Raw genomic sequence first — 13,253 nt, 5'->3', positions numbered from 1 at the left:
TCATACGCTAGTCCGATCATAGTTAAGCAGCTTAAGTAAGTCTTGACGGATAGCCCTGGCGGTATTTGCCAGTTCAGTTTGTGCTGACGGCACCGGGTAACTCAGCAGCACCAGCCCTTGTTGGTCAATCAGTAAAATGCGGTTTTGCAGTGTTTCAGGTACCGGCTGAGCAGCACTGTACCTTGCAAACGCGGTGTAAGCGTTCGGCGGGCTCTGTTCGCTGATCAGCACCGGTTGCACTTGCACCTGTTTGCGCCCCAGCCCGACATAAAGTTGTTGAATAGTATATAACGCCTGCTGACACGGCTTATCGCACTCTGCTTTGGGGGCAACAGCCAACCGCCAGTGCGCTTTAGCATTTGTAGCACTTAACAGAAACACTTCGCTTTGCTGCCACTCGCCTTTACTGGAAACGCCGCTATTAAACCAGCCAAACTCCAGTACCAATTTGGCCGCCAGCAATGGCAACGCGCAGCACAACACAAATAACAGCAGGAATTTTTTCTTATTCATATTTTGCTTTCCCCTGATGGCTGGCGGCTAACGCCACACCAACTACAGCAACTGCCAGCAAAAACCACTGCAGCGCGTAACCGCGGTGTTTCTCCGGTGATAATACAACTGGTTGATAATGCGGTATAAAATTACTAGCCTGCTGTTGGTACAACACAGCGGGATAAAGCTCGAGGCCACTTTGCTGCGCCAGTTCAGCATAATCTATCTGCTGGATACGCATTGGCCACTGGCCGTGGTCTTCAGCATTCTGGCCAAGTAACATCAGGCCATCTACCTTAGTACGCAGTAAACCGTCCAGTTCAACCTCGCTGGCCATATCAAACTGTGGCAATGTTTCACGGCTGTCAGCCCCGGCCAGCCAGCCCAGATTAACCAACAATGGCCGGGCCATACCCGCCGCCTGTACCGGCACTATTACGTCATAACCCACTCTGCCATTAACAATCTGGTTATCCAGCAACCAGATATAAGGCGCCAGCCAGTTGGCCTGGCCTTTTAGCGGCACGCCGTCAATATCTGCAGCCGCCAGTTGGGTTAATTGCGCAGGCGTAACGGCACCATCTGCCTGCAGTTGCGCCAGACGCGCAAGCTGCCCGGTTTTTTCAGCGGCACGGCTTAGCTGCCACCAGGACAAGTTGATTAAAATGGCAAAAGCCGTCAAAGTGAGAATGACCCACAGCGTATTAAGTGCGAAAATCTGGTTAGCCAGTTTAACGCGCATAACGCCGACCCCGGAGAGTGTTACTCATGTTGCTTAAAATTATTATCATAGCGCTACTACTTTTTATTATTGCTAATCTGGTACGTGCAGGGCTGATAATGCTGCGCCAACCTCAGCCAGAGATAAAAATGTCACGTTATCTTGGTCGGCGAGTCATGTTTTCTGCTCTGGTGTTGATCCTGATCTTTATCGCGCAGGCACTGGGGTTCTTAGATCAGAACCCCAGACCTTACTAACATCAGATCACGTAAACAAATACATAAAGGCACAACCAAACTACATCTACAAAGTGCCAGTACCAGGCAGCCGCCTGAAAGGCGAAGTGTTTCTCTGGCGTGAAATGGCCTTTAAGCACCCGGAAAAACACAAACAGCAAAATGATAGCCCCCAGCGTCACATGCATACCGTGAAAACCGGTCAGCAAAAAGAACGTATTGCCGTAAAACCCTGACGCCAGCGTTAATCCCAGATCACGGTAAGCATGAATATATTCATACACCTGTAAACCCAGGAAAGTAGCTCCCAGCAATAAGGTTACCAGCAACATTATTTTTAACTGGCTGCGTTTATTCTGCTCCAACCCGGTATGGGCAAAATGTAGCGTAACTGAGGAAAGCAACAGAATGGCAGTGTTAATCATCGGTAAGCCCGTTGCGGGCATAGCCTGGGTTTCAATGCCACCCGGCGTTTTCAGCAATGGCCACATAGCTTCAAAACTTGGCCACAGAATTTCAAATGTCATGGCGTTATTACTGCCACCGCTCAGCCAATCCAGCGCTATGACCCGGCCATAGAATAGAGCACCGAAGAACGCCATAAAAAACATGACTTCGGAAACAATAAACCAGCTCATCCCCTGACGAAATGAGCGGTCCATCTGTGCGCTATATAAACCACTCATCGATTCATCGATAACGTTTTTAAACCAGCCAAACAGCATAAAAATCAGTACGACAAAACCGGCTGCCAGCATATAGCCACCATAACCTGGTTGTTGTCTGGTCACTTCGTTAACATAGTTACCTGCACCAAAGGCAATTAAAAACAGCGCCACAGCGCCGACTATCGGCCATGGGCTTTGGGCGGGAACATAATATTTTTCGTAGGTTTTACTCATGTTATTCCCCAAGTTGTGACGACGCAGCAGTATCACCGGTCCAGGCGCTGGTTACGTCATAAAGCGTGTACGACAGCGTAATGGTGGAAAACTGGCTGGGCAGTGCCGGGTCGACATAAAACTGTAACGGCATCAGCATGTTTTTACCGCCCGCTAACTGTTGCTGGGTAAAGCAAAAACACTCTATTTTGTGAAAGTACAAGGCGGCCTGACCGGGTGATACTGACGGTACCGCCTGGCCAACAATCATGCGCCCCGTCGGGTTTTCTGCCAGATAATTCATAATATGAATTTCACCGGGGTGCACTGTCATGCGGCGCACCTCTGGCTTAAACACCCAGGGCATTTGTTTGTTTGGCCGGGCAATAAACTCGATCACCACTTCACGGCTGGTATCAATCAGTGCAGCATCTGCACTGGCAGCCGTTGCAGCGGTTTTGCCATTTAAACCGGTCAGATCACAGAACACGTCATATAACGGCACCAGCGCAAAACCAAAACCAAACATCGCCAGAGCGGTTACAGCCAGCTTAAAGGTTAACGGTTTATGTTTTAGTGCCATAACGCGCTCCTACTTAATTACCGGTGGCGTTTCAAAGGTATGATACGGCGCCGGAGAGGGTACTTCCCATTCCAGGCCTTCAGCCCCTTCCCATACCTGCGCTGTGGCTTTTTCACCACCACGGGCACATTTCACCAACACCGCGACAAAAATCAGTTGCGAAGCACCAAACAGAAAACCACCAATGCTGATAAAGGCATTAAAATCAGCAAATTGCAGCGCGTAATCTGGAATGCGCCGCGGCATACCAGCCAGGCCGACAAAGTGCATAGGGAAAAACAGCATGTTGACTGAAATCAGTGAGCACCAGAAATGCCATTGCCCCAGCTTTTCGTCATACATATGCCCGGTCCACTTGGGTAACCAGTAGTAGGCAGCAGCAATAATCGAGAACACCGCACCGGTTACCAGTACATAATGGAAATGCGCCACCACAAAATAGGTATCGTGGTATTGGAAGTCTGCCGGGGTAATCGCCAGCATCAGGCCCGAGAAACCGCCGATGGTAAACAGCACAATAAATGCCAGTGCAAACATCATTGGCACTTCAAACGTCATAGCGCCGCGCCACATGGTAGCCACCCAGTTAAATACTTTTACCCCGGTGGGCACCGCTATCAGCATGGTGCAGTACATAAAAAACAGCGCCCCGGCGACCGGCATACCCGTGGTAAACATATGGTGCGCCCATACCAGAAATGACAGCAACGCAATACTGGAGGTGGCATATACCATAGAGGCATAGCCAAACAGAGGTTTACGGGCAAAGGTAGGCACTATGCTCGACACTATACCAAAGGCCGGTAATATCATGATGTACACTTCCGGGTGACCGAAAAACCAGAAAATATGCTGAAACAGCACCGGATCGCCGCCACCGGCAGCATCAAAGAAACTGGTACCAAAGTATTTATCGGTCAGTACCATCGTCACTACACCGGCTAACACCGGCATTACCATAATCAGCAGGAAGGCGGTAATCAGCCAGGTCCAGACAAACAATGGCATTTTCATCCAGGTCATGCCAGGCGCGCGCAGGTTAAAGATAGTTACGATAACGTTGATGGCACCCATGATGGAGGATATACCCATAATGTGCACTGAAAACACAAATAACGCCGTGCTGTCGCCACTATAGGTAGTTGATAACGGTGCGTAGAAAGTCCAGCCGAAATTGGGGCCGCCACCGGGCATAAACAGCGACATCAACAGAATTAAAAATGCAAACGGCAGGATCCAGAAACTCCAGTTATTCATTCGCGGTAACGCCATATCCGGCGCGCCAATCATCATCGGTATCATCCAGTTTGCCAACCCGGTAAAAGCCGGCATTACTGCACCAAATACCATGATCAGACCGTGTACTGTCGTCATCTGGTTAAAAAAGTTAGGCTCAACAAACTGCATACCAGGTTGAAATAACTCAGCGCGTATCACCATTGCCATAGCGCCGCCGATAAAAAACATAATCAGCGCAAACACCAGATACATGGTGCCGATATCTTTATGGTTGGTGGTATATAACCAGCGCTTTATGCCACTGGGTTTATGGTCATGATGTTCGTGCTCATGATCTGTCACTACTGCACTCATCGGCTATTCCCCTTTACCTTGCATGACGGCATGCACATCAGCAGCCTGCACCAGTTCACCGGTATTGTTACCCCAGGCATTACGCTCATAGGTAATTACGGCAGCAATTTCTTTTAAACTAAGTTGCCTGGCATAAGCCTGCATAGCGGTTCCGGCTTTACCATTAAGCACCACATTGATGTGGCCCGGCTTATCATTCAGTGCCATGGCACTGCCTTTAAGCGCCGGGAAAATACCCGGCAAGCCCTCACCGTTAGGCTGATGGCAGGCAGCGCAGTAAGCGGTGTAGGTGCGCGCCCCGACGCTCATCAACTCTTCCATACTCATATTCATTGCCAGCAGTTCCTGCTCTTCGGCTTTTGCTTTTGCAATGCGCTCGGCCTCACCATTAACCCACTGCTCGTAGTCAGCCGGGCTCTTGGCTATCACCACCACCGGCATAAAACCATGATCTTTGCCACATAGCTCAGCGCACTGGCCGCGATAAATGCCCGGCTCGTCTACCCGGGTCCAGGCTTCGTTAATAAAGCCGGGGTTAGCATCTTTCTTAACTGCGAAGGCGGGTACCCACCAGGAGTGGATAACATCATCAGAGGTCATCAGAAAACGTACTTTTTTGCCGGTGGGGATCACCAGTGGCCGGTCAACCTCCAGCAGATAGTTTTCTCCTTTGGCAAACCTGTTGGTAATTTGCTCTTTGGGCGTGGCCAGCAAAGAGTAAAATTCAACATCATTCTCAAGGTATTTGTAATGCCATTTCCACTGCGAACCGGTTATCAGCACAGTGACATCAGCCTCTGTGGTATCTTCCATAGCAATAAGGGTTTTAGTAGCCGGAATGGCCATAACGATCAGAATTACTACCGGTATAGCGGTCCAGAGTATTTCTACTTTGGTACTTTCATGGAATTGGGCAGGCTGCACACCCCGCGCTTTTCGATGGCGAACGATAGACCAGAACATGATCCCGAACACCACTGCACCAATTACACAACAAATCCAGAAAATGGTCATATGCAAGTCATAAACCTGCTGACTGATTTCTGTTACGCCTCTGGTCATATTTAAAGGCATATCTGTTGCATTAACGGTTGCAGCTAAAAGCAGGGTTGGCAGCGACCAACGAAGACTACGCGTTTTCGTCACTGGACTTCTCCTCTGTCATTTTGCAAAGCAAACTGCAGAAACTAAGTACACAGTACTACACGGTTCTTACCCACCCACACCGAACCTATGTATGAAGTTTCATCAGTTTATTATTGTTATTATTACCCATGGTTTCGGGGCTAGCGCTGAAACCAAAAACTGACCTTTTGTTATTTTTTAATCAGTTTCAGCCTAAGAATTATCCAAATCTGCTTCAGTGTAAACCCCTAAATAACAAAAGCGCCGGCAAACCTCAGTGGTCATACCAGCGCTTATTAACAAATAACTTATTGAGGTTAGTACAAATTATAACCAACTGCCGTTACGGATAACACCTACAGCCAAGCCTTCAACGGCAAAATGCTGGGCGCGTAAATCTACTTTGATCACATCAAAGTCTTTATTTTCCGGTTGCAGTAATACGGTGTTACCGTCGCGCTGAAACCGTTTAACCGTCACATCTTCATCAACCCGGGCCACGATAACCTGACCAGGCTGCGCCTGGCTGGTTTTATGCACAGCCAGCAAGTCACCATCCAAAATGCCAATATCCTGCATACTCATGCCCTGCACCCGTAGTAAAAAATCAGCATGAGGTTTAAACAGGTTGGCATCTACCTGATAATAATCCTGCACATGCTCAGTTGCCAGAATTGGCTGGCCGGCTGCTACTTTACCAATTAACGGCAAACCCAACTGCTCCGGTTCATCAGTTTCTACCAGACGAATGCCACGCGATGTACCCGGCATCATTTCAATAACACCCTTTTTTGCCAGCGCTTTTAAGTGCTCTTCAGCAGCATTAGCCGATTTAAAGCCTAGTTGCTGGGCAATTTCAGCCCGGGTTGGCGGCATGCCACTATCTTGCTGATAGGTTTTTATCAATTGCAGAATTTCTGCCTGTCTTGGTGTCAGAGGTCTCATAGTGCTGGTTACCTGTACAGTGAATACTGTCAGTATATACAGCCAAAGTGCAAATGCAAGTATGGCTTGTTGCCGGCAATTTTCCCGCTAACGCTTCCATGCTATGCTAAGCGCCTTTTTTCCGGGGGGGCAGGTATGTTTCGGCCAGTTAAGTTATTTGCTGCCTTGTTAAAATGGCCGATGTGGCCATTGCTGAAGTACAAAGTTGTGCCGGAGCATCCGGTTGCGGAACTGGCACTGGATACCAGCCGCCCATTGTTTTATATCTGCACCACCGAATCTGCCGCAGATCTGGCGGCAATAAGGCGTATCTGTGCCAAGCTGACACTACCGGATCCAAATGATAATGTCAGCCTGAACGGCAGCCTGCACCCACGGACTTTATTTCTGGAAAAACCCCATACTCTGCTGTTTAAACGCGGTAAAACCACTGCTCTGGCGCAGGGCCAGGCGTTGCTGCAGGCCCACCTGGCTGATCCGGCATTAAATGCACAATTGGTACCCGTATCATTATTGTGGGGCCGGGCACCGGGTAAGGAGAACAGCATTAAAGGCCTGATAGGTGAAGCGCATGCGCCTAACTGGCTGGCAAAGTTATTAATTGTGTTGGTGTCTGGCCGCCACAGCCTGGCACGGTTTAGCCGCCCGGTATCGCTACAACAAATGGCGGCGCAGTTTGGCTGCGAAGAGCAAACTGCACACAAGCTATTACGGATGTCACGGTTTCACTTTTATCGTCAGCGCCTGGCGGCAAACGGACCTAAGCTGGTTAACCGCCCGCAGTTGTTTAATGCTTTGCTGGCAGCACCAGCGCTGAAAAAAGCCATTGAAGATGAAGCCAAAGCCAAGCGTATACCGGTAAAGGCCGCCCGCCAGGAAGCGCGGAAATTACTGCTGGAAATTGCCGCAGACTACCGCGCATCAACGTTGCGTGTAGGTGACAGAGTATTACGCTGGTTATGGCATAAGCTGTATACTGGCATTAAGGTAAATAACGCGGATATGCTGCGCGATCTGGCACAAAAAGGCCATGAAATTGTCTATATCCCCTGCCATCGCAGCCATATGGATTACCTGCTGCTAAGTTATGTTATTTACCAGCAAGGTATGGCACCACCACATATTGCTGCCGGTATTAACCTGAACTTCTGGCCTGCCGGTACCATCTTCCGCCGTGGCGGCGCATTTTTTATCCGTCGCAGTTTCAGCGGCAATAAACTGTATTCTGCGGTCTTTCGTGAATATTTGTGTCAGTTGTTCAGTAAAGGCTATTCAATAAAATACTATACAGAAGGCGGGCGTAGCCGCACAGGCCGCTTATTGCAACCGAAAACCGGCATGCTGGCGATGACATTACAGGCTATGCTGCGTGGTATAGAGCGGCCGGTAACACTGGTACCGGTTTATCTGGGCTATGAGCATGTAATGGAAGTAAACACTTACCTGCGCGAATTAAAAGGCTCAGGTAAACAGAAAGAATCAGCCCTGGGTGTAATCAAAGCCATCCGCAACCTGCGTGATTACGGCTATGGTTACGTCAATTTTGGCGAGCCTGTAACATTAAATAATTATCTGAACCAGCAGGTACCTGACTGGAAGCAGGATATCGATGCGCTGGAAGTACAAAAACCGCAATGGCTAAACCCGATAGTGGCGCAACTGGCCGATAATATGATGCAGCGTATTAATCAGGCTGCCGCGCTGAACAGCATCAATCTGCTCGCACTGTGTCTACTGGCAACAGACAAACACACACTAACGCGCACAGAGCTGGAACAGCAAATTGATTTCTATCTGTCGTTACAACGCAACGCGCCATACCATAAACAAGTGACACTGCCACAAGAGTCTGCTGCGCAGTTGCTCGATCACGCGCTTAGCCTGCAAAAAGTGCAGCAACACAATGACAGTTTTGGCCAGCTAATCGGCCTGACAGACGCCAATGCGATATTACTCAGTTATTATCGCAACAACGTACTGCATTTATTTATGCTGCCAGCCATTATTGCCTGCAGTATTCTGCATCAGCGCAATATCAACCGCCAGCAGTTAAATGCCGTGATACAGCAGCTGTATCCCTTGCTGCAACAGGAATTGTTTCTCAACATCAGCTCAGTTGAGGCGTACTGCACAGCTATATTGCAACAGATGGTAGATGGCGGCCTGGCAGAGCAAGACGGCGACAATTACCAGGCCCCAACACAGCACAGTAATGGCTACTTTATGCTGAGCCTGCTGGCCAATAACGCTGAGCACACATTACAGCGCTATGCCATGGTGTTGCAGCTAATCGAAAATCTTGGCCCGCAAAGCCGCGCAGATCTGGAAAAGCACAGCCATGAACTGGCACAACGCCTGTTAAACCTGCATGGTATTACTGCGCCAGAATACTACGACAAACAGCTCTTTAGTACATTGCTCAATGCGCTAAAAGACAACGGCTACACTCAAACCGATGAGCAAAGCCGTGTCACCTCAACCGCACAACTGCACCGGTTAAAAGACACCGTCAGCCGTTTATTGCGCAACGACGTACTGCAAAGTATACACAGTATTATACCCTCCAGCCTGCGTTAGCGGCTGGTTGGGTAAGCCCGGATCACACCTTCTTGTATAGTAGACGCCACCAGTACACCATCGCGGTTAAAAAACTGGCCACGAACCAGCCCACGGCCGCCTGACGCGCTGGGGCTGTCTACCGCATACAATAACCAGTCGTCAAAGCGGAAATCCTGATGAAACCACATGGCATGGTCTATAGTGGCTACCTGCATATTCGGCGCCATAAATGACTTACCATGCGGCTGCAGTGCTGTAGGTAAAAAGTTGAAATCAGAGGCATAAGCCAGCAAATATTTATGCACACGTAAATCGTCCGGCATTGCTCCGTTGGCTTTAAACCAGACATAGCGCCTGGCAGCACTTACTTGTGGTTTAAACGGGTTTTGAAAATCCACCGGGCGCATTTCTATGGGCTTTTCACAAATAAACTTGCTGCGCAGGCTATCCGGAATAAGCTCGGCATGTCGCTGATAAAACTCCAGATCGGATACCAGTTGTTCAGGGCCCGGCACTGTTGGCATTGCGTCCTGATGCTCAAAACCGCTCTCTTCAGCCTGAAATGACGCCGTTAAATAAAATATTGGCTTACCAAACTGAATAGCACTTACCCGACGCGTACTAAAACTTTTGCCGTCACGGATATTTTCAACTTCGTATACTATCGGCTTACTGGCATCTCCGGGGCGTAAAAAATAAGAATGAAACGAGTGCACTTTGCGCTCTTCGGCCATCGTTTCTTTTGCGGCAGATAACGCCTGCCCCATCACCTGGCCGCCAAATACCGCTTTAAAACCCAAATCCTGGCTTTGGCCGCGATACAGCCCCTGCTCTATGGTTTCCAGTTTCAGTAATGCCAGCAAATTCTGTAATACCTGACTCATCGCCTCACCTTCTGTTCCGTTGCGGTAAAATATAATGGTATTCTGCCGCAAACTACGGAGATCAGCAAAGATGGCCTACTGGTTATTTAAAACAGAACCTTCCGAATGCAGTATTGATGATTTTGCCAACGCCCCCGACACCGCAATAGTATGGGAAGGCGTACGCAATTATCAGGCGCGCAATATGCTGCGTGACGGTGTGAAAACAGGCGATAAGGTGTTTATCTATCACTCCAGTTGCAAACTGATCGGAGTAGCTGGCATTGCCAGAGTAGTACGCTCTGGTTATCCGGATCCCAGCCAGTTCAATTCGGCAAGTGTCTATTTTGACAGTAAATCTTCAACAGATAAGCCACGCTGGGTAGCAGTTGATTTGATATTTGAACAGAAATTGCCAGCGATAATTCCGCTAGACAAACTAAAAAGCTCCGCTAAGCTCAGTGAGTTGCCTGTTGTACAAAAAGGCAGCAGGCTTTCTGTTATGCCGGTTAACGCAGCGCAATGGCAAACCATAATGCAGCTTGTCTGATCCGCATAGCTGATGTAACCTGAAACCCGTTATCCCTGGTAGTTGGAGCCTGACATGACACATGAACGGCGCCAGATGGATAAGGATATACATTATTTCTGGGAAGATCTGAATCTGGCACAAAAGTTTTCTGTCGCTGAATTACAGCGATTTGGTTACGATTTATTGTTCGTCCGCCATATGGCTGAAGGTAACCTTGCGGTGCTGGCAGCTGGTGGCAAAATAGCCGCTATTGATATTGAAGGGCAGATAGACACCGAGCCCCGCGTTATTCTAAGACACTAAATACGAACTCAGGCGCTGTTAAGCTGCGCCTGCGTTTCTTCTGCCAGCGCCACGGCAACGGTACATAACTGCAAATACGATATCAGACTGTTGTTCTGCCATAATATCGTAAGGCGGCTATGTTTTACCATCATCAACTCCAGTTGACCAAACTCCAGCGTTTTATGCTGGCGTAAATACAATTTAATAGTTTGTTGAGCCGGTACAGCCTTGCTACAGGACTCACGGGTAACTAGTGGTAGTAACTGACATAATAATTGTATCGCCGCCATTTCCTGCTTATTTAAGCGCGGCTCAGCCAGCTTACCCAGCCGCTGCTCAAGCAGCATTTTTTGCTGCTCGGCCAGTTGAAACACAGCCTGCTGCATACGCAGCAACTCCTGCTCGCGTTGTTGTAGCTTAATTTGCAGGCTTTTGTTTGTTTTACCAATCAGCTCCATCTGCCACAGTATGTACAGCAACACTAAAACTAACACGCCTATCAACAACATCCATACCATGCGGCTTTACTTCCTGTTTGTTCCGGTTGCTGCCAGACTGTATTGCTAAACTTTTTGCTGCCGGGCAATGTAAGCACGCACTTGCTGCTCCAGCACCGCCAGTGGCACACTGCCGTTACTCAGCACTACGTCATGGAATTCACGCACATTAAAGCGATCGCCCAATGCTTGCTCGGCTTCAGCGCGTAGCTGCTTAATGGTAATTTCACCTAACTTGTAAGACAGCGCTTGCGCCGGCCAGCTAATATAGCGGTCTATTTCGGTTGTAACGTTATGCATAGACAAGGCGGTGTTTTCCGCCAGAAAATCTATTGCCTGCTGACGGCTCCAGCCCATAGTATGCATACCGGTATCAACCACCAGCCGCGCAGCACGCCACATTTCATAGGTCAGACGGCCAAAGTTGCTGTAGGGCTCTTGATAAAAGCCCATTTCCAGCCCCAGATATTCAGCGTACAACCCCCAACCTTCACCGAAAGCCGAGGTGTAAAAGCTGCGGCGATAATCCGGCAATTCAGCATGTTCACGGGCAAGTGCAATCTGCAAATGGTGGCCTGGCACAGCTTCGTGCAGTGTCAGAGCTTCCATTTCGTACAAGGGCCGGCGATCCAGCGCGTAAGTATTTACCCAGTAAAAACCGGCCTGGTCATCACGGCTAGGCCCGGAATAACGCCCAGTGGTGTATTTAGGGGCAATTTCTGCCGGTACCGGAACCACACCATAAGGGGTGCGAGGTAAGGTTTTGAATAACTTTGGCAATTCAGCATCAGCTTTCTTTGCCAGATAAGCGGCATAGCGCATCAGCTCATCAGGTGTTTTGGCATAAAATTGCGGATCGGTACGCAAATACTGAATAAACTCAGCAAAACTGCCGGTAAAGCCAAGCTGGTCAATTACCTGCTGCATTTGTGCCCGGATACGCTTTACCTCTTCCAGACCGGTTTGATGCACCTGCTGCGGAGTCAGTTTTAGCGTGGTGTAATGCTCCAGCCGGTTTTGGTAAAACGCCGCACCATCTGGTAAAGCGCTGGCAGCAATAGTCTCTCTGGCACCAGGCAGATACTCATTTACCATAAAATCATAAAATGCCTGATAAGCCGGGTTTACAGCCTGTGTAATCTGCTCTGCAGCCTGGGCGGTAAGCTGCTGCCATTCCGTTTCGCTGATAAATGCCGGTTTACGATTAAACGGCTGGTAGAACACGCTTTGTGTCGGGTCCTGTAGCACATAGGAAATAATGCTTTGCTCAAAACCTTTAAGTACAGCCTTAGGTTGCGTGACACCTTTAGCAAGGCCTAGCTTCATCCAGTCCGTTTGTTGTTGCATATAACGTGGAATAGCCGCGAGTTTTTGCACATAGTGCTGATAATCTGCTGCTGTTTTAAAACTACCACGCTGCACCATAAAGCCAAGGCTGGTGTGAAAACCGGATTCTGACGTCAGCGGCATTAAATGCGCACCAAAACGGTATTCATCAATCTGATCAGCCAGACGATACGATAAAATCGCGTGATTAATCTGGTTTTGCTCTGACAAGGCTTTCACATTAATTTGTTGTAACCTAGCCTGCCAACCCAGACGCTGTTGGTGGCGCTGCTCCAGTGCCTGCGGCGACATATCGGTCAGCTCACCCGGCGGCGTTTCATTTAACTGCTGTTGTGCCTGCCACAGTTGTTGTGCCAGTTCGGTAAATTGCTTGTCGTTGTTATGTGCTGTTGTTGCGCAAGCCGACAACAAAACTGTACACATTACAGTTAAAAACAGTGATTTAATATTTACAGTGGTTTTCATTTTTGGTTATTCCCACAAAAAAGACGCTTCGATTGTATCTGCTTTAATCACAGATTACAGGCAACTAAACCAGACAAAGCTGCTTTTTAACGTTTTTACTACCAAAGTATGCTCTGCCGGGTGTCG

General features: G+C 48.8%; 14 protein-coding genes. 4 read left to right on the top strand and 10 right to left on the bottom strand.

Annotated features, from left to right (window positions below; all coding sequences use genetic code 11):
* Both M2404_RS13595 and M2404_RS13590 read right to left on the bottom strand, forming a co-directional pair.
* Positions 1–513 carry a hypothetical protein gene (locus tag M2404_RS13595; protein ID WP_259240294.1) on the bottom strand — a complete coding sequence of 171 codons (513 nt, stop codon included), beginning with the start codon at positions 511–513 and terminating at the stop codon, positions 1–3.
* Positions 506–1,237: an SURF1 family protein gene (locus M2404_RS13590; protein ID WP_259240293.1), complete on the bottom strand. Its 732-nt coding sequence runs from the start codon at positions 1,235–1,237 to the stop codon at positions 506–508. Before M2404_RS13590 ends, M2404_RS13595 begins: the two co-directional genes overlap by 8 nt.
* A gap of 26 nt (positions 1,238–1,263) precedes the next feature.
* On the opposite strand from M2404_RS13590, the gene M2404_RS13585 reads away from it, so the two are divergent.
* On the top strand, positions 1,264–1,473 hold the full coding sequence (locus M2404_RS13585) for a DUF2909 domain-containing protein (protein WP_259240292.1): 210 nt from the start codon (positions 1,264–1,266) through the stop codon (positions 1,471–1,473).
* 2 nt (positions 1,474–1,475) lie between these two features.
* On the opposite strand, the gene M2404_RS13580 is transcribed toward M2404_RS13585, so the two are convergent.
* From M2404_RS13580 to lexA, 5 genes are all read right to left on the bottom strand, one after another.
* On the bottom strand, positions 1,476–2,354 hold the full coding sequence (locus M2404_RS13580; protein ID WP_259240291.1) for a cytochrome c oxidase subunit 3: 879 nt from the start codon (positions 2,352–2,354) through the stop codon (positions 1,476–1,478).
* Between the two features lies 1 nt (position 2,355).
* Positions 2,356–2,916 (bottom strand): cytochrome c oxidase assembly protein, encoded by a 561-nt coding sequence (locus M2404_RS13575; protein ID WP_259240290.1) that lies wholly within the window; start codon positions 2,914–2,916, stop codon positions 2,356–2,358.
* Positions 2,917–2,925: 9 nt separating this feature from the next.
* Positions 2,926–4,509 (bottom strand): cytochrome c oxidase subunit I, encoded by a 1,584-nt coding sequence (ctaD, locus tag M2404_RS13570; RefSeq protein ID WP_259240289.1) that lies wholly within the window; start codon positions 4,507–4,509, stop codon positions 2,926–2,928.
* Positions 4,510–4,512: 3 nt separating this feature from the next.
* Complete coding sequence (gene coxB / locus M2404_RS13565; RefSeq protein WP_310503094.1) at positions 4,513–5,655, bottom strand: cytochrome c oxidase subunit II; 1,143 nt, start codon at positions 5,653–5,655, stop codon at positions 4,513–4,515.
* Positions 5,656–5,961: 306 nt separating this feature from the next.
* Positions 5,962–6,579, bottom strand: coding sequence for a transcriptional repressor LexA (gene lexA, locus M2404_RS13560; RefSeq protein ID WP_259240288.1), 618 nt, complete (start codon positions 6,577–6,579; stop codon positions 5,962–5,964).
* 135 nt (positions 6,580–6,714) lie between these two features.
* On the opposite strand from lexA, the gene plsB reads away from it, so the two are divergent.
* On the top strand, positions 6,715–9,156 hold the full coding sequence (gene plsB, locus M2404_RS13555; protein WP_259240287.1) for a glycerol-3-phosphate 1-O-acyltransferase PlsB: 2,442 nt from the start codon (positions 6,715–6,717) through the stop codon (positions 9,154–9,156).
* Here the strand turns inward: plsB and tesB are convergent.
* Positions 9,153–10,022 carry an acyl-CoA thioesterase II gene (tesB, locus tag M2404_RS13550; RefSeq protein ID WP_259240286.1) on the bottom strand — a complete coding sequence of 290 codons (870 nt, stop codon included), beginning with the start codon at positions 10,020–10,022 and terminating at the stop codon, positions 9,153–9,155. The genes plsB and tesB overlap by 4 nt on opposite strands.
* A 70-nt stretch (positions 10,023–10,092) precedes the next feature.
* On the opposite strand from tesB, the gene M2404_RS13545 reads away from it, so the two are divergent.
* Positions 10,093–10,551: an EVE domain-containing protein gene (locus tag M2404_RS13545; RefSeq protein ID WP_259240285.1), complete on the top strand. Its 459-nt coding sequence runs from the start codon at positions 10,093–10,095 to the stop codon at positions 10,549–10,551.
* Positions 10,552–10,605: 54 nt separating this feature from the next.
* A complete protein-coding gene (locus tag M2404_RS13540; RefSeq protein WP_259240284.1) occupies positions 10,606–10,836 on the top strand; it encodes a hypothetical protein in 231 nt (76 codons plus the stop codon).
* Positions 10,837–10,844: 8 nt separating this feature from the next.
* On the opposite strand, the gene M2404_RS13535 is transcribed toward M2404_RS13540, so the two are convergent.
* Both M2404_RS13535 and M2404_RS13530 read right to left on the bottom strand, forming a co-directional pair.
* Positions 10,845–11,336, bottom strand: coding sequence for a hypothetical protein (locus M2404_RS13535; RefSeq protein ID WP_259240283.1), 492 nt, complete (start codon positions 11,334–11,336; stop codon positions 10,845–10,847).
* A 45-nt stretch (positions 11,337–11,381) separates the two neighbouring features.
* Positions 11,382–13,127 (bottom strand): DUF885 domain-containing protein, encoded by a 1,746-nt coding sequence (locus tag M2404_RS13530; protein WP_259240282.1) that lies wholly within the window; start codon positions 13,125–13,127, stop codon positions 11,382–11,384.
* Between the last annotated feature and the right edge of the window lie 126 nt (positions 13,128–13,253).

The organism is Rheinheimera pacifica, assembly GCF_024809855.1.
In the GTDB taxonomy this organism is placed as follows: Bacteria; Pseudomonadota; Gammaproteobacteria; order Enterobacterales; family Alteromonadaceae; genus Alishewanella; species Alishewanella pacifica_A.
The sequence above is the reverse complement of the archived record's forward strand: the minus strand, read 5'-3'. Positions and strand labels throughout refer to the sequence as shown.

Coding starts and splice junctions, on each gene's coding strand:
- M2404_RS13595 (WP_259240294.1), bottom strand. CDS start 513: ATGAATAAGAAAAAATTCCTGCTGTTATTTGTGTTGTGCTGCGCGTTG.
- M2404_RS13590 (WP_259240293.1), bottom strand. CDS start 1,237: ATGCGCGTTAAACTGGCTAACCAGATTTTCGCACTTAATACGCTGTGG.
- M2404_RS13585 (WP_259240292.1), top strand. CDS start 1,264: ATGTTGCTTAAAATTATTATCATAGCGCTACTACTTTTTATTATTGCT.
- M2404_RS13580 (WP_259240291.1), bottom strand. CDS start 2,354: ATGAGTAAAACCTACGAAAAATATTATGTTCCCGCCCAAAGCCCATGG.
- M2404_RS13575 (WP_259240290.1), bottom strand. CDS start 2,916: ATGGCACTAAAACATAAACCGTTAACCTTTAAGCTGGCTGTAACCGCT.
- ctaD (WP_259240289.1), bottom strand. CDS start 4,509: ATGAGTGCAGTAGTGACAGATCATGAGCACGAACATCATGACCATAAA.
- lexA (WP_259240288.1), bottom strand. CDS start 6,579: ATGAGACCTCTGACACCAAGACAGGCAGAAATTCTGCAATTGATAAAA.
- plsB (WP_259240287.1), top strand. CDS start 6,715: ATGTTTCGGCCAGTTAAGTTATTTGCTGCCTTGTTAAAATGGCCGATG.
- tesB (WP_259240286.1), bottom strand. CDS start 10,022: ATGAGTCAGGTATTACAGAATTTGCTGGCATTACTGAAACTGGAAACC.
- M2404_RS13545 (WP_259240285.1), top strand. CDS start 10,093: ATGGCCTACTGGTTATTTAAAACAGAACCTTCCGAATGCAGTATTGAT.
- M2404_RS13540 (WP_259240284.1), top strand. CDS start 10,606: ATGACACATGAACGGCGCCAGATGGATAAGGATATACATTATTTCTGG.
- M2404_RS13535 (WP_259240283.1), bottom strand. CDS start 11,336: ATGGTATGGATGTTGTTGATAGGCGTGTTAGTTTTAGTGTTGCTGTAC.
- M2404_RS13530 (WP_259240282.1), bottom strand. CDS start 13,127: ATGAAAACCACTGTAAATATTAAATCACTGTTTTTAACTGTAATGTGT.